Source organism: Kitasatospora sp. NPDC089797, assembly GCF_040684795.1.
In the GTDB taxonomy this organism is placed as follows: Bacteria; Actinomycetota; Actinomycetes; order Streptomycetales; family Streptomycetaceae; genus Kitasatospora.
The window spans coordinates 162,416-187,450 of the sequence record NZ_JBFBGS010000001.1; the positions used below are offsets into that span (position 1 = coordinate 162,416).

At 75.1% G+C, this 25,035-nt stretch carries 19 protein-coding genes; 13 read left to right on the forward strand and 6 right to left on the reverse strand.

Features of this window, described 5'->3' with window-relative positions; translation table 11 throughout:
* The first annotated feature begins 120 nt into the window (after positions 1 to 120).
* On the forward strand, positions 121 to 1,329 hold the full coding sequence (locus AB0O91_RS00765) for a PQQ-binding-like beta-propeller repeat protein (RefSeq protein ID WP_363426812.1): 1,209 nt from the start codon (positions 121 to 123) through the stop codon (positions 1,327 to 1,329).
* A gap of 23 nt (positions 1,330 to 1,352) precedes the next feature.
* On the opposite strand, the gene AB0O91_RS00770 is transcribed toward AB0O91_RS00765, so the two are convergent.
* A complete protein-coding gene (locus tag AB0O91_RS00770; RefSeq protein ID WP_363426814.1) occupies positions 1,353 to 5,990 on the reverse strand; it encodes an AAA family ATPase in 4,638 nt (1,545 codons plus the stop codon).
* Between the two features lie 399 nt (positions 5,991 to 6,389).
* Here AB0O91_RS00770 and AB0O91_RS00775 point away from each other — a divergent pair, with 399 nt between their 5' ends.
* The 3 genes from AB0O91_RS00775 to AB0O91_RS00785 all read left to right on the forward strand — a co-directional run bounded on the left by AB0O91_RS00775 (position 6,390) and on the right by AB0O91_RS00785 (position 8,919).
* Positions 6,390 to 7,169 (forward strand): VOC family protein, encoded by a 780-nt coding sequence (locus AB0O91_RS00775; RefSeq protein WP_363426816.1) that lies wholly within the window; start codon positions 6,390 to 6,392, stop codon positions 7,167 to 7,169.
* Between the two features lie 134 nt (positions 7,170 to 7,303).
* Positions 7,304 to 7,876, forward strand: coding sequence for a helix-turn-helix domain-containing protein (locus AB0O91_RS00780; protein WP_363426817.1), 573 nt, complete (start codon positions 7,304 to 7,306; stop codon positions 7,874 to 7,876).
* Positions 7,877 to 7,911: 35 nt separating this feature from the next.
* Positions 7,912 to 8,919 carry an alpha/beta hydrolase gene (locus AB0O91_RS00785; RefSeq protein WP_363426819.1) on the forward strand — a complete coding sequence of 336 codons (1,008 nt, stop codon included), beginning with the start codon at positions 7,912 to 7,914 and terminating at the stop codon, positions 8,917 to 8,919.
* 84 nt (positions 8,920 to 9,003) lie between these two features.
* Here the strand turns inward: AB0O91_RS00785 and cynR are convergent, their stop codons facing one another.
* Entirely contained in the window at positions 9,004 to 9,915 is a 912-nt protein-coding gene (gene cynR, locus AB0O91_RS00790) for a transcriptional regulator CynR (RefSeq protein ID WP_363426820.1), read from the reverse strand.
* A gap of 124 nt (positions 9,916 to 10,039) precedes the next feature.
* Here cynR and AB0O91_RS00795 point away from each other — a divergent pair, with 124 nt between their 5' ends.
* The 3 genes from AB0O91_RS00795 (at position 10,040) to AB0O91_RS00805 (ending at position 11,914) form a co-directional block, all read left to right on the forward strand.
* Positions 10,040 to 10,654, forward strand: a complete 615-nt coding sequence (locus tag AB0O91_RS00795; RefSeq protein ID WP_363426821.1) for a carbonic anhydrase — start codon at positions 10,040 to 10,042, stop codon at positions 10,652 to 10,654.
* Positions 10,655 to 10,833: 179 nt separating this feature from the next.
* On the forward strand, positions 10,834 to 11,304 hold the full coding sequence (gene cynS / locus AB0O91_RS00800) for a cyanase (protein ID WP_363426822.1): 471 nt from the start codon (positions 10,834 to 10,836) through the stop codon (positions 11,302 to 11,304).
* A 109-nt stretch (positions 11,305 to 11,413) separates the two neighbouring features.
* Positions 11,414 to 11,914: a nucleoside deaminase gene (locus AB0O91_RS00805; RefSeq protein ID WP_363426824.1), complete on the forward strand. Its 501-nt coding sequence runs from the start codon at positions 11,414 to 11,416 to the stop codon at positions 11,912 to 11,914.
* A gap of 110 nt (positions 11,915 to 12,024) precedes the next feature.
* Here AB0O91_RS00805 and AB0O91_RS00810 read toward each other — a convergent pair whose 3' ends face one another.
* Entirely contained in the window at positions 12,025 to 13,824 is a 1,800-nt protein-coding gene (locus AB0O91_RS00810) for a penicillin-binding transpeptidase domain-containing protein (RefSeq protein WP_363426826.1), read from the reverse strand.
* A 342-nt stretch (positions 13,825 to 14,166) separates the two neighbouring features.
* On the opposite strand from AB0O91_RS00810, the gene AB0O91_RS00815 reads away from it, so the two are divergent.
* Complete coding sequence (locus AB0O91_RS00815) at positions 14,167 to 15,435, forward strand: styrene monooxygenase/indole monooxygenase family protein (RefSeq protein ID WP_363426828.1); 1,269 nt, start codon at positions 14,167 to 14,169, stop codon at positions 15,433 to 15,435.
* A gap of 132 nt (positions 15,436 to 15,567) precedes the next feature.
* On the forward strand, positions 15,568 to 16,116 hold the full coding sequence (locus tag AB0O91_RS00820) for a hypothetical protein (RefSeq protein ID WP_363426829.1): 549 nt from the start codon (positions 15,568 to 15,570) through the stop codon (positions 16,114 to 16,116).
* 210 nt (positions 16,117 to 16,326) lie between these two features.
* On the opposite strand, the gene AB0O91_RS00825 is transcribed toward AB0O91_RS00820, so the two are convergent.
* Positions 16,327 to 17,208 (reverse strand): helix-turn-helix transcriptional regulator, encoded by an 882-nt coding sequence (locus AB0O91_RS00825; protein ID WP_363426831.1) that lies wholly within the window; start codon positions 17,206 to 17,208, stop codon positions 16,327 to 16,329.
* A gap of 150 nt (positions 17,209 to 17,358) precedes the next feature.
* Between AB0O91_RS00825 and AB0O91_RS00830 the strand changes: the two genes are divergently transcribed.
* Both AB0O91_RS00830 and AB0O91_RS00835 read left to right on the forward strand, forming a co-directional pair.
* On the forward strand, positions 17,359 to 18,864 hold the full coding sequence (locus tag AB0O91_RS00830) for an MFS transporter (protein WP_363426832.1): 1,506 nt from the start codon (positions 17,359 to 17,361) through the stop codon (positions 18,862 to 18,864).
* A gap of 128 nt (positions 18,865 to 18,992) precedes the next feature.
* Positions 18,993 to 20,945 carry a S9 family peptidase gene (locus AB0O91_RS00835; protein ID WP_363426834.1) on the forward strand — a complete coding sequence of 651 codons (1,953 nt, stop codon included), beginning with the start codon at positions 18,993 to 18,995 and terminating at the stop codon, positions 20,943 to 20,945.
* Positions 20,946 to 21,006: 61 nt separating this feature from the next.
* Here the strand turns inward: AB0O91_RS00835 and AB0O91_RS00840 are convergent, their stop codons facing one another.
* Both AB0O91_RS00840 and AB0O91_RS00845 read right to left on the reverse strand, forming a co-directional pair.
* Positions 21,007 to 21,750, reverse strand: a complete 744-nt coding sequence (locus AB0O91_RS00840; RefSeq protein ID WP_363426836.1) for an SOS response-associated peptidase — start codon at positions 21,748 to 21,750, stop codon at positions 21,007 to 21,009.
* Positions 21,751 to 21,788: 38 nt separating this feature from the next.
* Positions 21,789 to 22,544 carry a helix-turn-helix transcriptional regulator gene (locus tag AB0O91_RS00845; protein WP_363426838.1) on the reverse strand — a complete coding sequence of 252 codons (756 nt, stop codon included), beginning with the start codon at positions 22,542 to 22,544 and terminating at the stop codon, positions 21,789 to 21,791.
* 198 nt (positions 22,545 to 22,742) lie between these two features.
* On the opposite strand from AB0O91_RS00845, the gene AB0O91_RS00850 reads away from it, so the two are divergent.
* Together AB0O91_RS00850 and AB0O91_RS00855 are read left to right on the forward strand one after the other, a co-directional pair.
* Positions 22,743 to 23,912 (forward strand): MFS transporter, encoded by a 1,170-nt coding sequence (locus AB0O91_RS00850; RefSeq protein WP_363427078.1) that lies wholly within the window; start codon positions 22,743 to 22,745, stop codon positions 23,910 to 23,912.
* A gap of 80 nt (positions 23,913 to 23,992) precedes the next feature.
* Positions 23,993 to 25,030, forward strand: a complete 1,038-nt coding sequence (locus tag AB0O91_RS00855; RefSeq protein ID WP_363426839.1) for an alpha/beta hydrolase — start codon at positions 23,993 to 23,995, stop codon at positions 25,028 to 25,030.
* Positions 25,031 to 25,035: the final 5 nt, after the last annotated feature.

A 25,035-nucleotide genomic window follows, 5' to 3' on the forward strand; every position in this document is an offset into this window, starting at 1 on the left:
GGTGCTGGCACGGCCCTACCCCGTACCCCGGGCGGCCGTCGAGACCATCTGACCCGTCGCCTTGCGGAGCTGTCGGCTCCGGGTGGGAACCATGGGTGCGTGCGCGAAGTCATGGTCCGTGTGAACACCAAAACCGCGCAGCTCGACCCGACCCCGCCCGCGATCCCGCCCGTGGCCGCGCCCCAGTTCAACCGCCGGAGGCTGCTGCTGAGCGCCGCCGGGGGGCTCGGGGCGCTCGCCGTCGGGGGTGGGGCCGCGTGGTGGGCGCGGCGGGACGCGGCGCGCGGTCCGCGGTTGTGGAACTCTGCCGCGATGGGCGGCCGGGTGGTGCTGCCGAGCGGGGCGCAGCAGGGGCTGTTCGCCTCGGGCTACGACGGCAGCGTGCGGTCGCTCGACCCGGCCACCGGGGCGGTGCGGTGGAGCCGGGTGGTCAAGGCGGCGCCGCCGGTGAACGACCTGGACGGCTGGCAGTTGGCCAACTCGGGCGGGTGGCACGCCGCGGCGGGGGAGGGCGTGGTGTGCGTCGTCTCCACGGCCGGGGTGCAGACCCTCGACGCGGCCACGGGGGAGCCGCGCTGGGAGGTGCCGCTGCCGGAGTGGCCGGAGACCCCGGAGACGTCGGGGCCGGCCATCGGCGCGGGCGGGGTGTTCGTGGTCCACGGGGCGGCGCTGCACTGCTACGACCCGGCCACCGGCGCCCTGCGCTGGAGCGGGGACCCGGGCGTCACCGGGGTCCTGAGGCTGGCCGGGGACGCCGTCTACGTCGCCGGCAAGGACGGGGGGCTGGTCGCGCTGGACGCGCGCACCGGTGCGCGGCTCTGGACGCAGGACGCCCTGGGCGCCGTCGAGGACCCGCCGGCGGTCCACCGGGGGCTCGTGTACGTCGGGTACAGCGGCGGCCAGCCGGACTCGTACACGGCCTTCGGGCTGGACGCGGCGACCGGCGGGGTGCGGTGGCAGCGCAGCCGGCTGCCGGTGGCCGGGCCGTTGGCGGCGGCCGACCGGACGGTGTGCCTGCTCTCCGGTGACCGGCTGATGGGCCTGGACGCGGACACCGGCGACACGCGCTGGACGGCGGATGTGCCGGTGGGCCTGGGGAGCGGGGTGAGCTCGATGACCGCGGCCGACGGCGCCGTCTACGTGGGCACCAACGACGACCGCCTGCTCGCCTTCGAGCTCGCGACCGGCCAGCCGCGCTGGCGCGACGAGCCGGACCGGATCGCGTCGGACACCGAGTACACCAGGGTGTTCCTGGCGGCCACCGGTTCGGCCGTCTACTGCGGCACCCGCACCGGCCTGCACGCCCTGCGCGCGCCCGCCGCGGCCTGATCCGCGCGCCCCGCTGCGGCTGGTCAGCCGCAGGGGGACCGGCGCGGGGTGCCGGGGAAGTACTGGTGCCACTGGTCGTCGGTGAGCGCGGCGCCCACCGCGTCGCAGAGGTGCGCGGTGAGCCGGTCGATGTCGGGGTCGAGGAGGGCGAGCCGGCTGGGGTCGCCCTCCTCCGCGGTCTGGCCGACCACCAGGCTGTTTCCGTCGGGGCTGATGCCGATGGCGTAGACGGTGTGCGGGGCGGTCACGGTGCCGACGGCACTGGGCGCGTGGGGATCGGCCACCCGCCAGAGGCGGACCTGGCCGCGGTCGGGGTCGGCGCTCTGCGGGGTCCTGGGTTTGCTGATGAGCAGCCGGCTGTCGGGGCTGAAGCCGAGGCTGAACTGGCGTTCGGCGGTCAGGGAGCCCGCCTGCACCGGGTGGTGGATGTCGGCGATGTCCCAGAGGTCGATGGTCCTGCCGGTCGACACCGCGAGGGTGCGCCGGTCGGGGCTGAGCGCGAAGTCGTCGACGACGCCCTCGTAGACCTGGCTGTGGTCGGGGTGGGTCGGGTCGCGGAGGTCCCACAGCTGGATGGTCTTCGGGTTGGAGCCTTCGACCGTGGCCGTGGCGAGAGCGAGCAGGCCGGGCGTGTGGGCCTCCAGCCCCGGCTTGCGGCCGAGGTCGACCGGTGCGGCGGCGACCGGATGCCCGGGGTCACCGAGGTTCCAGACGCCCATGTGCGGGGAGCCGTCGAGGGAGACCAGGGTGCGGTCCAGCAGGTGGAGCTCGCCGCCCGGTTGCGGGGACCGGATGGTGGAGACCTCCTTCGGGGCGCGCGCGTCGCTCACGTCCCAGACGTGGATCAGGCCGTCCCGGCCGTTGGCCACGACGAGACCGGGGCCGGTGTCCAGGTCGGGGGTGAAGGTGCCGGCTCCCACGATGTGCTCCGGGAGTTCGCCGAGGGTGCCTCCCCGCCGGGGGTGGTCCGGGTCGGTGACGTCCCAGAGCTGTGGGAGACCGACGTCGCTGAACGCCAGGAGCGTGTGCTCGTCGACGAGGCGGACGATCCCGCCGTTCAGGACCGGGAACGTTCCGGCCGGGCGGGCGTCGTAGGGGCCGGCGGTCCGCCACAGCCGGTACTCGCGGAGGTTGGGGTCGCTGCTGCCGCCGGGCTGGTCCAGCGCCCAGGCGAGAGTGCGGCTGTCGCGGGTGAAGATGCCGTTGTTGCCGGTGCCGGACAGCATCGCGGCCGGAGTCGGGTGCCAGTTCCGGATCCGGTTCTCGGTCCCGGCGCTGAGCACGGAGGAGGCATCGTTGTCGGTCACGACGGCGTACACCGCCCCGGGGGTGGGGTAGCTCCGGAGCCGGACCGGGTTGTGCGGGTCGTCGAGGCCGACGGCTTCGACGTGGCTGCTCCGGGCGCCGTCGTCGGTCGAGGCCCCGAGGGCCAGGGTCCGGCCGTCCGGGGAGAAGCAGAGCGCCGCCACGGTCTGGGTCCCCTGGATCGACACCGGGAGGGGGCGGTCGAAGCCCTGGGTGGTGAGCTGGGTGGGCTTGGCCGGATCGGTGGTGTCCCACAGCCCCACGCCACGGCCGTTGGTGCCGAGCGCCAGCAGCGGGGCCTGGGGGCTGAAGGCGACGGCGAGCGCGTGGCTGTCGGCGAGCGTGGCACCGAGCACCGGCTTGAGCGGGGCGGCGACGTTCCACAGCTGGACCGACGTCGAGTCCTCGCTCTCGGAGTGCACCAGGGCGAGGAGGTGCCCGTCCGCGCTGAACGCGCCGGACTGCGGGGTGGCCGTGGAGGCGGGCAGAGCGGCGGCCCGGACGGGGTGGCGAGGGTCGGTGAGGTCCCAGAGCGCGGAACCGTTCCGGTCGAGGGTGGCGAGGGTGTGCCCGTCCGGGCCGAGGGCCAGGGTGCCGGAGGCCCCGGGCAGGGTGGCGAGCGGTTCCGGCCGGGTGGGGTCGGAGACGTTCCAGAGCCGTACCGTGTCGGCCGACTCCTGGGCCGCCAGCAGTCGCCCGTCCCGGCTGAGTGCGAGACCGACGTGGTCGCCGCCGAATCGGAGAACGGACAGCGGCTTGGCCCGGAGCGGGTCGGTGAGGTCCCAGAGCCGGACGGTGTGATCGGTGCCCGCGCTCGCCAACAGGTGCCGCTCGGCACTGTGGGCGAGCCCGCGGACCGGGTCGGTGTGGCCGTCGAGCGGCGTGTAGTACGGCGCCAGCGCGGAGTCGAGCAGGCTGCTGCGCGCCTCCGGGGTGTCCGCGACCCGCCGGGCGGCCAGGGCGAGTTGCAGCGCCAGCGTCGGGTCGGTGGCCCGGAGCCGGTCGGCGGCCTGGGCGCCGACCTTGGAGGCGAGGATGTCCCGCTGCTCGTTGGCGATCCGGTTCTGCCAGGCCGCGGCGCCGACCCCGGCGACCGCCACCAGCAGGAGAACCGCCAGGGTGCCGGCCAGGGCCCGCAGCCGGGTGGTGCGGCGGCGCTCGGCGCGCCGTTCGGCGTCCTGCCGGGCCCGGCCGGCGGCCAGGAACTCCCGTGCGGCCGGGGTGGTGCCGTGCCGCCCGGCGGACTCCTCGACCCACTGGAGCGCGGCGGCCAGCCGGACGCCCCGGTACAGCGCCCCCTCGTCGCGGCCGTCGCGCTCCCAGGCGTCCGCCGCGTCGTGCAGGCGCTGGCGGACCAGCAGGCCGGCCCGGTCGTGTTCGATCCACTCGCGCAGCTGGCGCCAGGCGCGCAGCACCGCCTCGTGGGCGAGTTCGGCGTGCTCGTCGTCGATCACCACCAGCCGGGCCCGGACCAGCGCGTCGAGCGCCGTCCGCACGGCCGGGTCCGGATCCGGCCCCGGGTCCAGCTCGCCGAGCGGGACCCGGCGGCGGGTGTCCTCGGCGCCGTCGACCACGTGCACCATGCGCAGCAGCAGGTGCCGGGCGGCCCGCCGGCCGTCGGCGTCCAGCCCCTCGTAGGTGGCCTGCGCGGTCTGTGCGACGGCGCCCCAGATGCCGCCGGAGGCCTGGTAGCCCGCCAGGGTGAGCAGCCGGCCCGTGCGCTGCTGCCAGGTGGCCAGCAGCGCGTACGACAGCAGCGGCAGCGCCGCGCCGGGCCCGAGCGGCCCGCCGTCGCCGGTGCGCAGCTCGCGCAGCAGCAGGTCGACGAGGCCCGGCTCCAGCCGCAGCCCGGCGAGTCCGGCGGGCTTCTCGACGGCGTCGCGCAGTTCTCCGTCGCGCATCGGCCCGACCAGCAGTTGGGCGTGCTGGAGCGCCTGCGCCAGGGCCGGGTGGGCCGCGCAGTGCCCGTAGAAGTCGGCCCGGAGACCCAGCAGGACCACCGCGCGCGGGGCGGCGTCCGCCGGGCCCCGGTCGGCGGCGGCGGACAGCGCCGTGACGAAGGCCGCCCGCTCCTGCTCGTCGGTGCAGGCGGTGAACAACTCCTCGAACTGGTCCACCACCAGGACCAGCCGGGAGCCGTCCGCGGGCAGCCGGTCGACGATCGACGCCGGCGTCTGCGTGAGCGCGGCCCGGATCGCCTCCGGATCGCCCGGCCCGGAACCGTCGGCGCCCGACCCGGAGCCGCCGACGCCCCGTCCGGAGCCGCCGCTGTCCAGCCCGGCCAGGGCGCGGGCCAGCCGGGCCATCGGGCGTTCGCCGGGGGTGAGCACCAGGCGCGGCCAGCGCCACGGGCGGAGCTCCGCGGGCAGGCCGCGGTCCAGCGCGGGCAGCAGTCCGGCGCGCAGCAGCGAGGACTTGCCCGCCCCGGACGGTCCGACGACCACCAGCGGCCCGCCCGTCGGGAGCCGGGCGGCGACCAGGCCGACCAGCCGTGCGGTCGGCTCCTCGCGGCCGAAGAAGTACCGGGCGTCGGCGGCGCCGTACGGCGCCAGGCCCCGGTACGGGCAGACTCCTGGTTCGGGCCCCTCCGGCACCTCCGGGTGCGGCGGCCGGTAGGCGGGGTTGGCCGCCAGGACCAGTTCGCCGGCCCGCCCCTCGGACTGGCGGCGCGGCAGCGGGAAGCCCTGGTCGCCCAGGGCCCGGGAGAGTGCGGCGTGGAGGTGGTCCAGGGTCAGCAGGGGCGGCCCGGCCGGGTCGCCCTCCGCGAGCAGGCGCAGCAGTTCGCCGCTGAAGGCCGTGTACGGTGCGCCCTCCGGCGCCAGCGCGAGTTCCTCGGGGGCGGCGGAGGCCAGCACGAACCCGCCGCCCGGGTGGGCGGACTCGAACGCGCGGCCCGCACCGCCGACGGGCGCGGCCCGGCCGGAGAAGCAGCAGTCCAGGACGAGGACGACCGAGCGGGCGGGGGAGGTCGCCAGGGTCTCGCGCAGGGTCGTGTAGCGCAGGCCCTTGTAGGCCAGGCCGCGGGTGAGGTGGTCGGTGGCCCGGGTCGCCAGGTAGAGCTGGTGGTCCTCGCCGACCAGGCCGTGGCCGACGTAGTACACCAGCAGGACGGAGTCCGCGGTCTCGGCCGCGCGGGTCAGCTCCTCGCCGAGCACGAGCGGGTCCGCCGGGTCGAGGACGGTGCGGACGTGCTCCGGGGCGAGGCCGCACCGCTCGACGAGCGTCCGGGCGACGGCCCGGACGGTGCCAGCGGCGGCCGGGACGTCGGGCAGGACGGAGCCGGGGGCGTGGCTGCCGGTCCCGATGACCAGGGCCCGGGCGCCGGGGAGCCCCAGCGGCAGGTCGTCGGCGGTCACCGGACGCGCCCGCGCGGCCCCTCCCCGGCCCAGGGCCCGTGCGGTGGTGACGCGGTGGTGCTCCGGTCGGCGGCGGTCACCCGGATTCGGAGCAGGTCGTCCACGATCCCCCCTGGGAGTCAACGGTTCACGCTGTGTTGACCCAGCGTCACAACAAGGCGCGGTCGCGGTCAAACCTGCTGGTCGGCCGCGCGCGCGGCCCGTCCGGTGACGGCTGCCGCGCCGGGCGGAGCAGCGGCCGTGCCGGTCCGGGGTGGGGCGTGGGGGGACACTGCGGGGGCGCTGCGGGGGCGGTGTGCCGGGTGGCGGATCCCGGGGGCGGTGTGTCGGGTGGCGGATCCCGGGGCGGGACGCGAGGGTGACTGGCGGGGGACCTCACGAGGAAGAGGAAGAGCGAGCATGCCCGAAGTCACCACCCCGTACGTGACCGGCACCCCGTGCTGGGTCGATCTGATGGCGAGCGACCAGCAGGCCGCGCTGGACTTCTACCGTGACCTGTTCGGCTGGCAGGGGCAGGTCGGTCCGGCCGAGTTCGGCGGGTACGCGGTCTGCCAGCTCAACGGCAAGGCGGCGGCCGGCATCGGCCCGGCGATGGCCCCCGAGGGCATGCCGGAGCCGCCCACCGTGTGGACCGGCTACCTGGCCAGCGCCGACGCCCAGGCCACCCAGGACGCCGTCGTCGCGGCGGGCGGCACCCTGCTCGTCCCGGTGGTGGACGTCGGCTCGCTCGGGCGGATGCTGATCGCCGCCGACCCGCAGGGCGCGGTGTTCGGCGTCTGGCAGGCGCTGGACTTCTCCGGCGCCCAGGTGGTCAACGAGCCCGGCGCGCTGACCTGGAACGAACTGCACACCAGCGACGTCGAGGCCGCCACCGGGTTCTACGGCGAGGCCTTCGGCATCGACTTCGAGGCCGTGCAGGGCGACATCGAGTACTGGGAGCTGAAGATCGGCGGCCGCCCGGTCGGCGGCGCCACGCTGCTCAGCAACGACCCGCCCGGCACCCCGGCGCACTGGCTGAGCTACTTCGCCAGCGACGACGTGGACTCCGCGGTGGACGCCGTGGTCCGGAAGGGCGGCACCGTCCTCGCGCCGCCCTTCGACATGATGGCCGGCCGGATGACGGTGGTGGCCGACCCGCAGGGCGCCCCCTTCGCCATGATCAGGCTTGCCCCGCGCTAGGCCCGTCGCCTTACCTGACATCGGCCCGGCCACCCCGTTCTCCGGGGTGGCCGGGCCGGTTCCGTTTCCTGGTCGGCGGGCTCGCCCGGCCCTCGCGGATTTACACATCTGGCATGGAGTGTTAAATTCGTAGCATGCCGAAGGTTCCACCCGCGCAGCTGGTGCTCGAAGCCGCCTACCGCTGCTTCGCCCGCAACGGCTACCGCCGCACCACCGTGTCCGACATCGTCGAAGAGGCGCAGATGTCGCGCCCGACCGTCTACAAGTACGTCGGGAGCAAGGACGAGGCGGCGGTCAAGGTCGTCCGGTCCACCCTGGACCGGGCCCGGGCGGCGGCGCAGGCGGCTGCCGCGGCCGCGGGCACGCCCGAGGAGAAGGTCCTCGCCGTGCTCGGGGTGAAGCTGGAGGTCGCCATCCGGCTGTGGCGGGACAGCCCCGCCCACGCCCAGGAACTGCTGAACGCCGCCACCGCCCAGGCGCCCGAGCTGGTCACCGACTACATGGACGCCCTGGCCGGGCTCCTGACCTCGGCGCTGGCCGCGAGCGCCCCGGACACCGCGCACCGGGCCGCCGCCGTCCTGCTCACCTTCACCCGGGGGCTGGAGGACGACCTGCGCGACGCCGAAACCGCCCGCCGCGAACTTGCCGAGGGCGTACGGATGATCACCCGAGGGGCGCTCGGCCGCCCCGAGGCTTCCCCGGCCTGACCCATCGGCGGGCCGCACCAGAAAGGCCACCGCCCATGAACACCGCCACCGACACCGCTACCGACACCGCTACCGACACCCCCGGCCTCTACCGCGACCAGCAGGCCTGGCGCGACCTCCAGCAGTTCCTGCCCGCCCGGCTGCGGCTGACCGACGCCACCGCGCCCACCGAGGAGTTCTGGAACTGGCGCGGACACCGGGTCCACCTCGACCGCTACCGCAACCCGGACGCCGGGGCCAAGGTGGTGCTGCACCACGGGGTCGGCACCAACGGCCGCCAGATGTCGCTGATCCTGGGCGCCCCGCTGGCCGCCCGCGGTTTCGAGACCGTCGCCCTGGACAACCTCGGCTACGGCCTCACCAGGGTCCGGCCCGGCAGCACCCCCTCGTACGACGACTGGGTCGACCTGGTGGTGGACTTCCTGGCGTACGAGCAGAGCCGCGACGACCGCCCGATCGTGCTGTACGGGCTGAGCGCGGGCGGCATGCTCACCTACCACGTCGCCGCCAAGGCCCCGCGCGGCACCCTGGCGGGCATCGTCGGCATGACCTTCCTCGACCAGCGCGACCGGACCGTCCGCGAGGAGACCGCCCACGACAGGCTCACGGCCCGGGCCGGCGTGCCCCTGATGAGCCTGGCCGCCAGGACTCCGGCCGGTGCGCTGAAGTACCCGATGAGCCTGGCCTCCAAGATGTCCGCGCTGGCGAACGACCCGGGCGCGATGAAGGTGTTCATGAAGGACCGCAGCTCGGCCGCGAACTGGGTCAGCGTCCGCTTCCTGGACCGCTACCTGAACTACGCCCCGGCCGTGGAGCCCGAGGACTTCGACGCCTGCCCGGTGCTGCTCACCCAGCCCGCCGAGGACCGCTGGACCCCGCACCACCTGAGCGTGCCGTTCCTGTCCCGGATCACCAGGGTGCCGGTGCGGACCGTGCTGCTGGAGAACGCGGGGCACTACCCGCTGGAGGAGCCGGGGCTCACCCGGATGGAGGAGGCCATCGCCGAGTTCGTCACGCGGTGCGCGGACGGTTCCGCGCACTGATCGCCGGCCGCTCCTCTGGGTCCTCGGCCGCTCCTCGACCGCTCCCCGGCTGTTCCTCAGCCGTTCCGACCGCTCCGGCCGCCGTCAGGGGGCCGGAGCGTAGCCGCGTTCCCGGACGAGGTCGTGGACGAGCCGGGTGAAGGCGAGGGCGGCCGCGCTCCGGTAGGCGTCGGCGCGCCGGAGGAGGGTGACGGTCCGGGTGGGGAGGGCGGGGTCGACCGGGACGGGGGTGAGGTGGGGGTGGTCGTGGGTGATGGCGTCGGGCAGGACGGTGGCGAGCGGGGTGCGCCGGACGATCTCGGTGAGGGCCTGGACGGAGTTGGCCTCGACCGCGATGCGGGGGGTGGTCCGGTGCTGGGCGAAGTATCCGTCGATGTGGCTTCTGGTCGCGAAGTCGCCGCTTAGAAGGGCGAGGTGACGATCCTCCAGGGAGTGCACGGGGACCGGTGACGGCCGGTCGGGATCGGCGCCGGGGTGCCCGGTGACGAGGGCGAGGGTCTCGGTGAACAGTGCCGTGGCGGTCACGCCGGGCAGGTGCTGGCCGGCGAAGGCGATGCCGAGGTCGAGCTCGTCGGCCAGCAGCGCCGCCTCGATGCGGTCCTGGGTCAGCTCGGTCAGGGCGAGGGTGACGCCGGGGTGGCGGGCGTGCAGCTCGGCGGTGAGCGGGCCGATCAGGTAGGCGGTGAAGGTGGGCGTGACGCCCAGGCGCAGGTGGCCGCGGGAGAGGTCCTGCACGTCGTGGACGGCGCGTTCGGCGGAGGCCAGTTCGCGCAGGGCCCGCCGGGCGCGGTCGGCGTAGACGGTGCCGGCGTCGGTGAGCCGTACCGTGCGGCCGGTGCGGTCCAGCAGTTGCACGCCCACCGTCCGTTCCAGCTGTTTGACCTGCTGGGAGAGGGTGGGCTGGGAGATGTGCAGCTCCTCGGCGGCGCGGGTGAAGTTGCCGTGCTCGGCGACGGCGAGCAGATAGCGCAGGTGGCGCAGTTCCAGGACAGCCATACGACTGACTATAGATGTGGTCAATGGATTCCATGGCCAACAGCTCTTGGACACTATAGGAGCAGGTCATGCAGGGTTGGTCTCAGCGGCCCACCGGGCCGATCACCACCCGAAGGGAGTGACCATGCCGCACCTCACCGAGGGCGTCGCCCGTTTCCAGCGGGACGTCTTCCCGGCGAAGGCGGAACTCTTCGCCCGCCTCGCCACGCACCATGCGCCCCCCACGCTGTTCATCGGCTGCTCCGACGCCCGCGTCGTGCCCGAGCTGATCACCGGCACCGAGCCGGGAGACCTCTTCGTCATCCGTACCGCCGGGAACCTGGTGCCCGCCCACGGCCCGGGGACCGACGGGGTGGCGGCCAGCATCGAGTACGCCGTCGCCGCGCTCGGCGTGCGGGAGATCGTCGTCTGCGGCCACTCGGCCTGCGGGGCGATGACCGCGCTCGCCCAGGGCCACGACCTCAGCGGCGCCCCGGCGGTGGCCGCCTGGCTGCGGCACGCGGACGCCTCCCGGGCCCGGACCGCCGCCGACGGCGACGTCCCCGCCCTGGTACGGCAGAACGTGCTCGCCCAACTGGCGAACCTGGCCACCCACCCCTCGGTCGCCAGGGCGCTGGCGGAGCGGAAGGTCACCCTGCACGGCTGGGTCTACGACATCCCCACCGGCCGCGTCGAGGACCTGACCGCCGCCGGCCGCGTCGACGGCCTCACCGTCGGCGGCCGCGCGCTCGCGGCCTGACCCCCGGCCCCCTGACCCCCCTGGCCCCCGGACCCCCTGGCCCCCTGGCCGCCGTTCCCGGTCCAAGCCTCCCGACGGGTGACGAACGCCGCCCCGACGGGAACCCCGTATCCGTCCCACCCGACCGCCGCCCCGCCCCCGGAGGCGGCGCGGCACCCCTGAGAAAGGACGTACCGATCATGGTGCACGCCCAGTTCGACCCCACCGCCCGCGAGGCCCTGGCCGCCGCTGCCGTGGACGCCAAGATCCGCAAGGACCTGACCTGGCAGCAGGTCGCCGATGTCTCCGGCCTGTCGGTGGCCTTCACCACCGCCGCTGTCCTCGGACAGCACCCGCTGCCGAAGGAGTCCGCCGAGGCCGTGGCGGAGCTGCTCGGCCTGGACGAGGACGCGGCGCTGCTGCTGCAGACCATCCCGGTCCGCGGCTCGATGCCGAACCGGATCCCGACCGACCCGACGATGTACCGCTTCTACGAGATGCTGCAGGTCTACGGCACCACCCTCAAGGCCCTGATCCACGAGGAGTTCGGTGACGGCATCATCTCCGCGATCAACTTCAAGCTGGACGTGAAGAAGGTCGCCGACCCCGAGGGCGGCGAGCGCGCCGTCATCACCCTGGACGGCAAGTACCTGCCGACCAAGCCCTTCTGATCCGACCCGATCCCGGTCGTCACCGGGGCGGGCGGGCCGCCGACGGCGCCCCGCCCGCCCCGGGCCCACCCCCGCCCCCCACCCGCCCAGTCAGTCATCGGAGGACCCCGTGGACTTCGTCCAGCGCACCATCGACCTCGCCCGCCGGAACGTCGCCGAGGGCGGCCGCCCGTTCGCGACCGTCATCGTCAGGGACGGCGAGATCCTGGCGGAGAGCCCCAACCGGGTCGCCCAGACCGGCGACCCCACCGCCCACGCCGAGATCCTCGCCATCCGCGAGGCCTGCACCAGGCTCGGCACCGAGCACCTGACCGGGGCCACCGTGTACGTGCTCGCCCACCCGTGCCCGATGTGCCTGGGCTCGCTGTACTACTGCTCGCCGGACGAGGTGGTCTTCCTCACCACCCGCGACGCCTACGAGCCGCACTACGTGGACGACCGCCAGTACTTCGAACTGGACAACTTCTACGAGGAGTTCGCCAAGCCCTGGCAGGAGCGCCGGCTGCCGATGCGGCACGAGGAGCGCGCGGACGCGGTCGAGGTGTACCGGTTCTGGCAGGAGCGGAACGGCGGTGAGCGCCGCGTCGCCGGCGCCCCCACCGCCGGATGACCCGGGTGGCCGAGGCCGCCTGCCGCGCCGGTGGCGCGGGGCGTTGGCGGTGAGGGGCGTTGGCGGTGAGGGGCGTCGGCGGTAAGGGGCGTCGGCGACGAGGGGGAGGGTCAGCCCTTGCCGCCGCCCGCCTTCAGCACCTGGGCGGCCGCCACGCCCGCCGCGCTGTAGCCGTGGCCGCCGCCCTCGACCTCGGCCGCGACGGCGAGGTCGTTGCGGTAGGCGATGAACCAGCTGTTGGTGGCCTCGCTCGAACCGGCCTCGGCGGTACCGGTCTTGGCGCCGATCTGGCCGCTCAGCCCGGCCATCGGGGTGCGGGCGGTGCCCTGGGTCGCCGTCCTGGACATCATCGAGCGCAGGGACTGGGCGACGTCGGCGGGCAGCCGGCCGGGCGCCGTGACCCGCTTGACGTCCTCGCGCAGGACGGGCTGACGGAACGTTCCGCTCTGCACGGTGGCCGCCACCGAGGCCATCAGCAGCGAGTTGACCTGGATCTGGCCCTGGCCGATGTACGCCGCCGCCGCCTCGTCCTTGCTGCCGGGCGTCGGGATGGTGGCGTCCCGGCTGGGGATGCCGATCCGCCACTGGAGGCCGAGGCCGAACTGCTCGCGGGCGACGGTCCCCAGGGTGCCCGGCTGGAGCTTCTCCAGGCCCTTGTCGATGAACCCGGTGTTGCAGGAGTGGATGAAGTCGTCGCTCAAGGTGTAGTCGGGGTGGCTGCCCGGCTCATCGTTGTGCCAGCTCCGGGGCGAGTTGGTGGTCTCCTTGCACGGCACCACGCTGTCCGGGGTGACCCCGGCCTCCAGCAGCGCGGCCGCGGTGACCACCTTCATCGTCGAACCGGGCGCCTGCCCGCCGGCGACGGCCCGGTTGAACCCGCCCTGCGGGGCGTAGGCCATCGCGAGGATGTTCCCGGTGCTCGGCTGCACCGCGACCAGTGAGGCCGGCTTGCCGTTCGCGGACTGCTGCTTCACCGCGTCCTCGGCGACCCGCTGGAGGTCGGCGTCCAGCGTGAGCTTCACCTGCGGGGCGCTCGGCGGGGTGAGGACGAACAACTGCTCCGCGTCCTGCCCGCCGCCGCTGAGCACCACGGCCTGACCGGTGACCGCCTTCGCGCCGTCCGGCGGGGGGATCTGCGGCAGCACCGTGCGCAGGGACGGGAAGGAGTCCAGCGGCCGGCCCTTGCGGTCGGTCGGCTTCGCCACCGGGTCGGGCAGCGCCTTCACGGTGATGGTCCGCCCGGCGCCGAGCTTGGGGTGGACCACGGTCGGCGCCCAGCGCACCAGCACCCGCCCGTCCGCCGCCCGCAGGACGCCGAGCGCGCTCTCGTACTCCCAGGCCTCGGTGGTGCCGTCGAACTCGGCCCGCACCCGGTAGCCGAGGGCGGGTTCGCCCGGGGTGCCGGAGGCCGCGGGGCCGGTGCCGGTCAGGGTGAGCGTGCGCGCCGGTACGCCGTCGTGGAACGCGGTGAGCGCCATCCGGGCGGCCTCCGGGCGGTCCGTGAGACCGGCCGCGGCATCGACGTCCCCCCGGCCCCAGGCGGCCAGGAAGTCCTTGGCGACGGCCTCGGCCTGCTCGGCGGTGGGCGGCGCCTGCGGGGCCCGGGAGGCCGTGGGGGCGGCACCGCCGCCGCTGCCGGTGGAGCCGCCGGACACGGCGTCGAACACGTTGTAGGCGCCGTACCCACCGACCACCACCAGCGCGGTGAACACCCCGCCGACCGCCACCAGCCAGATCCGGCGCGAGCGCGGGCGGCGCGGGGCCGCCCGGTGGTCGTCGTGGACGAGGTGGTCGTCGTACCCCTGCTCCGCGTACCCCTGGCCCGGGTGTCCCTGGCCCGCGTACCCCTGGCCCGGGTGTCCCTGCTCCGGGTACCCGTGTTCTTCGTACGGATCGTGCTCTCGGTGCATGGTGCGGTGTCCCCCCTGTGTCGATCCTGTGTCCACGGCCCCGCTTCCTCGCCGCGGCCGCTCGGTCGCCCTTCGGGCCGCTGGGCCGTTCGAGCCCGGACAGCCTAAGCGCCGGGCCCCGGCCGGTCGAGGGCGGGGTCTTTGCGAACGCTTGACCTGGCGGTTCGGGGCGCCCGGGGCGCGGGCCCCGTCGCCGCGCGCTCCCGGCTCGTCGGCCGCGCACTCCGCGCCGGTCCGCGCCGTGGACGGCGGGGCTCCGGACTGGTATCCAGGCCACGGGCGGCCGGGTGGCCCCGGCCGGCCGGACCGACCAGTGGACGGACCACCAGGAGAGCAGGGACGATGCGCAGGATTCTGATCATCGGTGCCGGGCAGGCCGGACTCCAACTGGCCCTCGGGCTCCAGTCCCACGGCTACGACGTCACGCTGCTGACCGACCGTGACGCGCAGGAGGTGCGGGACGGGCGGGTGCTGTCCAGCCAGTGCATGTTCGACTCCGCGCTGCGCACCGAGCGCACCCTCGGGCTGGACCAGTGGGCCGAGCAGGCCCCCCGGATCGAGGGGCTCGGGGTCTCGGTCAGCGGGCCGGGGGCGGAGCGGGTGATCGACTGGGTCGGACGGCTGGACGCCTATGCGCAGTCCGTCGACCAGCGGCTGAAGATGTCCACCTGGCTGGAGGCCTTCGCCGCCCGCGGCGGCCGGCTGGAGGTGCGGCAGGTGAGCGCCGCCGACCTCGACCACCTGGCCGGCTCGTACGACCTGGTGCTGGTCGCCTCCGGCAAGGGCCGTCTGGCCTCGGTGTTCGAGCGGGACGAGGAGCGGTCCCCGTACCAGCGGCCGCAGCGCGCACTGGCGATGAGCTACGTCCACGGGCTCGCGCCGCGCCCCGAGCACGACTTCCCGGCGGTGCGCTGCAACCTGGTGCCCGGTGTCGGCGAGTTCTTCATCGTGCCGGCCCTGACGGCCGACGGGCCGTGCGACGTCCTGCTCTGGGAGGCCCAGCCGGGTGGTCCGGCGGACGCCTTCGACGGGCTGCGGGACCCGTCCGAGCACCTGCGGGTGACCCTGGAGCTGATGAGGACGTACACGCCCTGGGAGTACGACCGCACCCGGGCGGGCGTCGAGCTCACCGACGCCGGCGCCACCCTGGCCGGCCGGTTCGCCCCGGTGGTCCGCCGCCCGGTCGGCGAACTGCCCGGTGGCGGAGCGGTGCTGGGCGTCGCCGACGTGGTCGTGACCAACGACCCGATCACCGGCCAGGGCTCCAACTGTGCGGCCAAGTGTGCCGCGCACTACCTGGCGGCGATCCTCGCGCACGGCGACCGGCCCTTCGACCGGGAGTTCCAGCAGGCGGCCTTCGACGGCTTCTGGGCGGACACCGCGCGGCCCGTCACGGTCTGGACGAACGCGATGCTCCTGCCGGCCCCGCCGCACGCGCTGGAGCTGTTCGGCGCGGCGGGCCGACTCCCCGCCGTGGCCGACCGGTTCGCCAACTCCTTCGACGACCCGGCGGACGTCGAGGAATGGCTGCTCGACCCGGCGAAGGCGACCGCCTACCTGGCGTCGGCGGCGTCGGCCGCCGTCGAGGAACCGGTGGTGGGGCGGGGCTGAGCGTCGGTCCTGTCACGGGGAGGTCAAGGTCTCGCCAAGTCCTGGTCGGGAACGCACCGATCATGGTGGGTTCGTGTCAACTCCGGTCCGCCGGGGAACAACTGAGCACGGAACGCGAACAACAGGAGACACGTGGTGGCGGTCGACGGCAGCAACATGGCGCACGCTGTGATCGGGACGGCGGTGAAGGAGCGCACGCGCCTGCAGACCGGTCGCAGCCGGACGACGGCCCTGGTGGTGCTGGTGCTCCTGGCCGGTGTCGGCCTGTTCCTCGCCCTGGTCGTCGGCAAGTCCGATCCGACCAGCGCGCCGACCTGCGACGGCAAGACCATGACCCGCAGCGACGAGTGCCGGATCTGGTCCAACCACGGTGGCGGGGGCACCTTCGGCTACGACGAGATGATCGACCGCCGGGAGTCCGGCAAGGGCGTCTGGCAGGTGGTCGGCTTCGGCGCCGCGGGCCTCGCGGTCGTCCTGATGGGCGTGTCGATCACCAAGCTCGACCCCAAGCGCCCCTGGGGCAAGCCGGTGGTGGCGGTCTGCCCGCAGTGCCACCAGCCCACCCTGCGCGAGAAGTTGACGGTCCACACCATCTCGCGGGGGCGGACCAACTACCGCTACAGCGGCATCGTCACGCTCTGCACGCCGGTCTGCGGGTTCACCGCCGTCCGCCAGCGCTGACCCGGCCCGGTCGGCCCGGCCCCGGCCCTGGCCTCGCCTCCCACCCCCGCTCAGCGCGAGTGGGAGGCGAGGCTGAGCAGCAGGTGTGCGGACTCCGGGTGCTGGAAGTCGGAGTGCGCGCCGGAGGGGTGCAGCCGGGTGGCCGGGCCGCCGCGGTGGACGTGTCCGGCGTCGACGGTGCCCGCACCCGACGGGCGCCCTGACCGGGCGCTACCCGTCCACGTGGGTCACGGCGTCCGGGGAGGAGGCGAAACTGGCGAGGAAGTTCAGCGCCTCCTCGGCCGGGCTCCCGGGCGGGGCCGGGTAGACCACCAGCAGGTGGTGGGGGGCGCCGGGGACCTGGAAGGTCTCGTAGCCGAGGGCGATCTCCCCGACGGCGGGGTGCCGGAAGCGCTTGGGCCCGTGGGTCTTCTCGTGCACGTGGTGGCCGGCCCAGAGCGTGCGGAAGGTCTCGCTGCCCAGGGACAGTTCGCCGATCAGGCGGACGAGTTCGGGGTCGTGCGGCCGGCGTCCGGCGGCCATCCGCAGGATCCCGACGGTGGTGCGTGCCGCCTCGTCCCAGTCCGGGTGGATCCGGTGCGCGTCCGGGTCCAGGAGGATGCGGCGGGCCATGTTCCGTTCGCGGGGCGGGAGTCGGGGGAAGTCGGCGATCAGCGCGGCCGCCAACGGGTTCCAGGCCAGGACGTCGTTCCGGTCGTTCATCACCACGGCCGGGGCGGTGGGGACGGTCTCGACGAACTGCCGCAGGGCGGGGCGCAGCGCGTCGCCCCGGCCGGTGCCCGCCGTCCGCGCGTCGGCCCGGCGCGGCGGCCGGGCCAGGTCGTACAGGTGGGCGCGCTCGGCCGAGCCGAGTCCCAGCGCCCTGGCGAGCGCGTCGAGGACCTCGTCCGAGGGGCGGTCCGCGCGCCCCTGCTCCAGGCGTACGTAGTAGTCGGTGCTGAGCCCGACCAGTTCCGCCACCTCCTCGCGGCGCAGGCCGGGCACCCGGCGTCGGCCGGTCGGCGGCAGGCCCGCGTCCGCGGGGGAGACCAGGGCCCGCCGGGCCCGGAGGTAGTCGCCCAGACTGTTGACGATCCTGATCGTGTCGGCCATGCGCCCCAGTATGGGGGCCCGGCGAGGGCCTGTGGCGGCCGGAAGGTGGCCCTGTCGGTCCCAGGGAGCGGCCGGGGGAAGGGTGGCCCTGCCGGTCCCCGGGAACCGAGGTCCCTTCATCCGTCGGGGGCCGCCGCGAAGGATCGGGGCATGTCCTCGTACTCCTCCCCCTCCCACGGTCCGCACGGCGGCGGGCGCGGCTACCGGCCCACCGTGGTCGCGGTCGCGGCCGCCGGCGTGATGCTGCCGTTCTCGGTGACCGGGGCCGCCGTGGCCCTGCCGAGCATGGCGGCCCGGCTGGGATCCTCGGTCGGCGCCGCCCAGTGGATGCTGAACGCCTTCAACCTCACCTTCGCCGCGCTGCCGCTCGCGGCCGGCGGCCTCGCGGACCGGCTCGGCCGGCGGCGCGTGCTGCTGACCGGGATCGCCCTGGTCGGCGGCATGTCGCTGCTGGTCGCGCTGGCGCCGTCGATGGCCGTGGCCGACGCGGCCAGGGCGGTCCAGGGCTGCGGGGCCGCGGCCGTGCTGGCCTCGGGCGCGGCGGTGCTGGCCCACTCGACCTCCGGGCGGCGCCGACAGCTGGCCTTCGGGGTCCTCGGCACCTCCTTCGGCACGGGCCTGGCGCTCGGACCGCCGGTCGCCGGGGCCCTGGTCGGGGCGGCGGGCTGGCGGTCGGTGTTCCTGCTGGTCGCGGCGCTGGCGGTGCCCGCCTGGCTGTGCGCGACCCGGGCGCCGGAGTCCCGCAACCCGGACCGGGCCGCGTTCGACGTGGTGGGGCCGGTCGCCTTCACCGCCGCGCTGGCCGCGCTGTCGTTCGCCTTCGTCCGGGCCGGATCCGCGGGCTGGAGCGCGCCGGGCACCGTGCTGCTGCTCGCGGCGGCCGCGGCGCTGCTCGCGCTGTTCGCCGTGGTGGAGGCCCGCCGGGCCGACCGGGCGATGTTCGACGTCCGGCTGTTCCGCAGGCCCGAGTTCGTCGCCGTGGTGTGCCAGCCGTTCACGGTCACCCTCGGCTTCGTGATCCTCCTGGTCTACCTGCCCGCCTACCTCCAGGGCGTGGCCGGCCGCACGGTCGGGACGAGCGGCCTGCTCCTGCTGCCGATGACCCTCCCGGTGCTGCTCCTGCCGCTGGCGGCGGCCCGGCTGGCCGCGCTCACCTCCGTGCGCGCGGTGCTGACCGGGGCCTCCGCGCTGATCGCGGCCGGGGCCCTGCTCCTGACGACCCTGCACGGCGACGGCTCCTGGCCGGCGCTGGCGCTGCCGCTGGTTCCGTTCGGCGCCGGGGTGGGCCTGGCGTTCGGCGTCATGGACAACGCGGCCGTGAGCACCGTGCGGGTCGAGCACGCCGGGGCCGCGGCGGGGATCTTCAACACGATGCGGATCACCGGGGAGTCCGTCGCCGTCTCGGGCGCCGCGGCCCTGCTCACCACACTCACCGCCGACCGGTTGGGCGACAGCGGCCTGCTCCCCGCGGCCGCGACCCGGATCGCCGGGCAGGCCGTCCAGGGCCAGGTGGCCGAGGCGCACCGGGCGGCCCTGGACGCGGGCTTCACCGGCGCCCTGCACGTCCTCGGCCTGGTCCTCGCGGCTCTGTCCACGCTCGGCGCGGTGCTCACCCACCTCGCGCTCAGGCCTCGTCAAGTGCCCTCTGTGGACTGAGGGTTGGAAGGGTCGTACCGTTCCGGGGGAACGGTACGACCGACCACCGAAGGGCAGTCCGGATGCCGACCCCCGCACCGCAGCCGACCCCCGCACCGCAGTCGACTCCCGAACCGTTGCTAGCCTCCGTGCCCCGGCCGAACCCCGGAGCGACCGGCCTGCTCACCGCCGACCTGGTGGTGGACCTCGCCGCCGCCGTGGCTCCGGCGGTCTCGCCGGACGGCCGCCTGGTCGCGTACGGTCTGGTCGTGAGCGGCGGGCGGGACGGGCGTCCGCAGGGCTCCGTCTGGGTCACCGCCGCCGACGGCAGCACCCCGCCGCGGAGGCTGGCCGACGGAACCGCCCGTGGTTCCGCCCCGACGTGGGCGCCGGACTCGGCCGCCCTGTTCCTCACCTCCGATCCCGACGGGCCGGGCGGCGCCCAACTCCGGCGGATCCGGCTCGGCGTCGGGGCCGACGCCACCGGAGTGCAGGAGTTGACGAGGTGGCGCGGCGGCATCGCCGACCACCGCCCGCTCCTCGACGCCCGCACCGTCGCCCTGCTCGCCGCGGACGAACCCACCGCCGCCGACGACCGCCGGGCGGCCGAGCGCGACGACGCCATGGTCTGGGGCCGCCACCTCCCCGTCACCCGGATGCGCCTGCTCGACCTGGAGACCGGTGCGCTGCGCACCGTGGACGGCCTCGGTGACCGGCACGTGGTCGAGCTGGCCCAGCGTCCGGACGGCGGCCCGCTCGCGGTGCTGACCTGGTCCACCCCCGAGCTCGATCCCGGTGTCATGACGGCGGAACTGCACCTGGTCGACCCGGGCGCGGCGGCCGTCCAGCACCTGGGCCCGGTCGGGTTCGAGGCCCGGTCCCCGACCTGGTGGCAGCACGACGGGGTCTGGCACCTGGCCCACCTGGTGGTGACTCCGGGGCACCTGGTCGGCGGGCTCGCCGTGATCGACACCGTCCCGCCGGCGACCGGTCCGGCCGTCGGACACCGCAACCTCACCGCCGGTATGTCCGTCTGTCCGACCGAGCTGGTGCAGGTCGCGGACGGGCCCCCGCTGGCGCTGTTCGCCGACGGGCTGGACACCGCGCTGTACCGGCTCCGCCCGGAGTCGGCGCGGTTCGACCGGGTGTCCGCCGCCCCCGGCACGCTCGCCGGGCTCAGCGCGAGTCGCTCCGGGGCGACGGTCGCCCTGCTGGCGAGCACGGCGTACGAGCCGAGGAACGTCCATGCCGGGCCGACCGGCGGACCGCTGGTCCGGCTCAGCGACGCGGCCCCGGAACTGCGCGGGATCCGCTGGGGAGTCCAGGAGCGCCTCGACTACCGGGCCGCCGACGGCCTCCGGTTGGACGGCCTGCTGATCCTGCCGGTCGGCCGCACCCGGGCCGACGGCCCCTTCCCGCTCGTGACCATCGCCCACGGCGGCCCCTACTCCCGCTACGCCGACGAATTCGCCCTCAACGCGGTCGACTGCGGCCAGTGGCTGGCGGCCGCCGGGTACGCGGTCCTCCTGCCCAACCCCCGAGGGGGCTCGGGGCGCGGCCACGCGTTCGCCGCCCCGGTCGCGGGCGCGGTCGGCGGCGACGAGTGGACGGACGTCCTCGGCGGCATCGACCTGCTGGTGGAGCAGGGCGTCGCCGACCCCGGGCGGCTGGGCATCGCCGGGTGGAGCCACGGGGGGTTCCTCGCGACCTGGGCGGTCGCCCGGACGGACCGGTTCAAGGCCGCGATGACGGGCGCGGGCATCAGCGACTGGGGCCTCCAGGCCGGGACCGGCGACTGGGCGAGCATCGACGCGGCGCTCGGCGGCAGCACCGGATGGGAGGGCCCGGGACCGCACCTCCACGACCGGAACAGCCCGATCTCCCACGCGTCGGGGATCCGCACCCCGGTGCTGATCCTGCACGGCGAGGAGGACACCAACGTTCCGCTCGGCCAGGCGCTCCACCTGCACCGCGCGCTGCGGCACTTCGGGGTCGAGCACGAGTTCGTGGTCTACCCCCGCGAGGGCCACGGGCTGGTCGAGCGGGCGCACCAGCTCGACGCGCTCCGGCGGATCCGGGCCTGGTACGACCGCTGGCTGTAGGTCAGGGGGACCCGACAGCCGGACCGCCGGCTGTAGGTCGGAGGGATCCGCAAGAGCGGGCCTAGTCGGCCAGGCCCAGCGGATCCGGTGCGGTGGCGAGCAGTTCGGGGCCGTTGTTGCGCACGCTGTTGACGACGGGTGGGACGGCGCGGACCCGCAGGGCGCCGTCGGCGGGGCGGTGCAGCAGGTGGTGGAGCTCGGCCGGGTCGGTGTGGGCGGGGGAGAGCCAGGCCGGGAGGTCCTCGGGGCGGATGGTGAGCGGCATCCGGTCGTGGACGCGCCCGGCGGAGTCGGTGGCGTCGGTGGTGATGACGGTGGCGGTGGCGAGCCAGGCGAGCGGGTCGTCGTCGGGGCGGGTGCGGTCGCGCCAGAACTCGTACAGCCCGGCCATCAGCATCACGCCGCCGGTGCTGAGGAAGTACGGCTGCTTGTACTTCTTGCGGTCGGCGGTGGCGGGGACCTCGCGCCACTCGTAGTAGCCGTCGGCGGGGATGACGCAGCGGCGGGCGGTGAAGGCCTTGCGGAACGCAGGCTTGCTGTCGACGGTCTCCGAACGGGCGTTGATCATCCGGGCGCCGCCGGACGGGTCCTTGGACCAGGAGGGCACGAGGCCCCAGCGCAGCGGGCGGAAGCGGCGCACCAGTTCACCGGTCTCGCGGTCCACGCGTTCCAGGACGGCCGGCACCGGGTCGGTGGGGGCGACGTTCCAGCTCGGCGCGAAGGTCTCGGCCGGGTCCCACCGGAGCTCTCCGAGCAGCGAGACGAGGTCCTGGGGCGTGGTGGTGGAGACGAAGCGGCCGCACATGCCCCCAGCCTGCCACCCGGCACGGACAACCGGGGCGGTCAGCGCGCCGGTGGCCCCTCGGCGGCGTGCCCCGGGGTGTGGCCGAAGGTACGGCGGAAGACGTCGATGAAGGCGCTGGCGGAGGACCAGCCGCAGCGGTGCGCGACGGCGGTGACCGGCTGCCCCTCGGCGAGCAGCACCAGGGCCCGGTGCAGCCGCAGTTGAGTGCGCCACTGGGGGAAGGTCATGCCGAGGTCGGCGCGGAAGAGCCGGGAGAGGGTGCGGTCGCTGGCGCCGACGGCCCGGCCGAGTTCGGCGAGGGTGCGGTGGTCGGCCGGGTCGGCGTACAGCAGCGCGCACAGCGACCGGAGCAGCGGGTCGTCGGGCGTGGGCAGGTGGAGCGGCTGCTGGGGCGAGGCGCGGAGCTGGTCGAGCAGGACGGCGCGCAGCCGGGAGCGCTCCGGGCTCTCCTCCTCCGGGGTGCGGGTGTAGGCGATGATCAGTTCGCGCAGCAGCGGGCCGACGGCGAGCACGCCGGGCCGGTCGAGGCCGAGCGGGTTCTCGGTGGCGGGCAGGCCGACGAGGTGGAGTTCGAGCCGGCCGTGGGCCTGGTGGGCGTGCACGGTGCCGGCCGGGATCCAGAGGGCGCGGTTGCCGGGGGCGACCCAGGCGCCGGCGTCGGTGGTGATGGCGACCACGCCCCGGGCGGCGTAGGCGATCTGGTGGTCGTCGTGGCGGTGGGCGTCGATCCCGGTGCCGGGGGCGAGCAGCTGGGCCCGGGTGGGGGCGACCGGATCGTGGCGGATTCTCGACATCAGCTGGCAGATTATCGGAAGTCCGACAGGGTGGGGCGGGTCGAGCATGTCGGGGTGACCAAGACACCGAACCCGTCGAGCGGGCCGATGCCCGTGGACCGGCCCCTCCGCCCGACCAGTCCGACCGACCCGACCGGCCAGAACCGCCCGACCAGCGAGACCGGCCCGACCGGCGGGACCCGGCCGGCACCGCCGGGCCTGTCGTCGAACGCCTCGATCACCCTGCTCTCGGTCGGCCACTCCTGCGTGGACGTCTACCAGGGGGCCGTGGCGGCCCTGGTCCCCTTCCTGGTCGCCGAGCGCGGCTACGGCTACGCCGCCGTCTCGGGCGTGGTGCTGGCCGCCTCGCTGCTCTCCTCGGTGGCCCAGCCGCTGTTCGGGGCGCTGACCGACCGGTGGCCGCTGCCCTGGCTGCTGCCGGTCAGCACGGTGCTGGGCGGCGCGGGCATCGCACTCTGCGGGGTCGGCGACTCGTACGCGATGACGCTGGCCTGGGTGGCGCTGTCGGGCGTCGGGGTGGCGGCGTACCACCCGGAGTCGGCCCGGGTGGCCCGGCTGGTGGCCGGTTCGGGCGGGAGGGGCCACCGGGGGATGGCCTGGTTCTCGCTGGGCGGCAACCTGGGCTTCGCGGCGGCTCCGCTGCTGGTCGCGGCGGTGGTCGGCCTCGGCGGGCTGCGGCTGACCCCGCTGCTGGTGCTGCCGGCCCTCGCGGGTGCGGCGCTGTGCCTGCCCGTGCTGCGCGAGCTGGCCCGGCGGCGGGCCGCCGGGACGGGCACGGCGGCCCGGGTGGGGCGGGACGACCGGGCCTCGTTCGTGAAGCTGTCGCTCGCGGTGGTGTGCCGGTCGATCGTCTTCACCGGGCTGAGCACCTTCCTCTCCCTGTACGCCACCCAGCGCCTCGGCGGCGGTACGGCGGCGGGCACGGCCGCGCTGGTGGTGCTGTACGCGGGCGGCGCGGTGGGCTCGGTGCTCGGCGGGGCACTGGCGGAGCGGTGGGGGCGGGTCGCGGTGGCGCGCTGGTCCTACCTGGTGGCGGCGGTGGCGGTGGCCGGGGTGCTGGTGGTGCCCGGCCCGGCGCTGTACCTGTGCGTGGCGCTGACCTCGGCGGGCCTGTACGTGCCGTTCTCGCTCCAGGTCACGCTGGGGCAGGACTACCTGCCCTCGCGGATCGGCACGGCGAGCGGGATCACCCTCGGGCTGACGGTGAGCATCGGCGGCCTGGCCAGCCCGGTGATCGGCAGCCTCGCGGACGCGACCACGCTGCGGACGGCACTGGTGCCGCTGGTGGCGATGCCGCTGCTGAGCTGGGCGCTGTTCCGCACCCTGCCGGAGCCGACGGTGCCCGAGCCGGGCGACGAGGGGGAGTAGGCGGCGGACCGCGACCACCAGCCTATCGTTCGCATCTGCTACGGTCGTGATGCGAACGAGAGATTGGTGGTGGAACGGTCATGCGCAAGCGCAGCAGGACGTGGTGGCTCTGGGGCCCGCTCCTCTCCGTGGTGGTACTGGCGCTCGGGGCGGGCGGCTGGGTGGTCCACCAGAACGAGTACGACCTCACGGAGGAGCGGGTCACCATCACCGGCGGCAAGCAGCCGCTGCACGGTGTGCTGGCCCGCCCCAGCGGGGCCGGGGGACCGACCGGACTGGTGGTCTTCGTGCACGGCGACGGCCCGGTCGACGCCACCCACGACGGCTGGTACCGGCCGATCTGGGAGGCGATGGCCGGAGCCGGCTACGCCACGCTGTCCTGGGACAAGCCCGGCGTCGCCGACGCCCCCGGCAACTGGCTCGACCAGAGCATGCAGGACCGCGCCGACGAGACCCTCGCCGCGATCCGCTGGGCCAAGGCCCAACCCGGCATCGACCCGGGCCGGATCGGCCTGTGGGGCGCCAGCCAGGCCGGCTGGGTGATGCCCAAGGCCGCCCGGCAGTCCACGGACGTCACGTTCGTGATCGGCGTCGGCACCGCCGTCAACTGGCTCCGGCAGGGCCGCTACGACCTGCTCGCCCACGCCGAGAAGGACGGCGCGAGCCCGGCCGAGACCGAGGCCCGGATCGCGAGGAGCGAGCGCAGGCTCACCGCCATGCGGGAGAACCGCACCTTCGAGCAGTACCGGGCCGGCGGCGCCGACGTCACCGGCATCACCCCGGAGCGCTGGGACTTCGACCTGCGCAACTACCGCTCGGACGCCACCGAGGACCTCGCCGCCGTCAAGGCGCCGGTGCTGCTGATCCTCGGCGGTCGCGACCTCAACGTCGACAGCGCCGACACCGAGGCCGGCTACCGACGGATCCTCCCCACCCCCGGGCAGCTCCAGGTCCGGCGCTTCGAGGACGCGACCCACAACATCGTCCCCGAGTCCGTCGAGGACTCGGAGCTGAAGAGCACCGTCCTCGCGATCGCCGCCCCGCGCTCGCTGTTCGCCCCCGGCTACCTCGACGCCATGCGGCAGTTCCTGGCCTCGATCGACCGCCCGAAGGGATGAGGGGG

Coding starts and splice junctions, on each gene's coding strand:
- cynR (WP_363426820.1), bottom strand. CDS start 9,915: ATGGCTGTCCTGGAACTGCGCCACCTGCGCTATCTGCTCGCCGTCGCC.
- AB0O91_RS00810 (WP_363426826.1), bottom strand. CDS start 13,824: ATGCACCGAGAGCACGATCCGTACGAAGAACACGGGTACCCGGAGCAG.
- cynS (WP_363426822.1), top strand. CDS start 10,834: ATGGTGCACGCCCAGTTCGACCCCACCGCCCGCGAGGCCCTGGCCGCC.
- AB0O91_RS00830 (WP_363426832.1), top strand. CDS start 17,359: ATGTCCTCGTACTCCTCCCCCTCCCACGGTCCGCACGGCGGCGGGCGC.
- AB0O91_RS00795 (WP_363426821.1), top strand. CDS start 10,040: ATGCCGCACCTCACCGAGGGCGTCGCCCGTTTCCAGCGGGACGTCTTC.
- AB0O91_RS00780 (WP_363426817.1), top strand. CDS start 7,304: ATGCCGAAGGTTCCACCCGCGCAGCTGGTGCTCGAAGCCGCCTACCGC.
- AB0O91_RS00845 (WP_363426838.1), bottom strand. CDS start 22,544: ATGTCGAGAATCCGCCACGATCCGGTCGCCCCCACCCGGGCCCAGCTG.
- AB0O91_RS00785 (WP_363426819.1), top strand. CDS start 7,912: ATGAACACCGCCACCGACACCGCTACCGACACCGCTACCGACACCCCC.
- AB0O91_RS00775 (WP_363426816.1), top strand. CDS start 6,390: ATGCCCGAAGTCACCACCCCGTACGTGACCGGCACCCCGTGCTGGGTC.
- AB0O91_RS00840 (WP_363426836.1), bottom strand. CDS start 21,750: ATGTGCGGCCGCTTCGTCTCCACCACCACGCCCCAGGACCTCGTCTCG.
- AB0O91_RS00855 (WP_363426839.1), top strand. CDS start 23,993: ATGCGCAAGCGCAGCAGGACGTGGTGGCTCTGGGGCCCGCTCCTCTCC.
- AB0O91_RS00815 (WP_363426828.1), top strand. CDS start 14,167: ATGCGCAGGATTCTGATCATCGGTGCCGGGCAGGCCGGACTCCAACTG.
- AB0O91_RS00825 (WP_363426831.1), bottom strand. CDS start 17,208: ATGGCCGACACGATCAGGATCGTCAACAGTCTGGGCGACTACCTCCGG.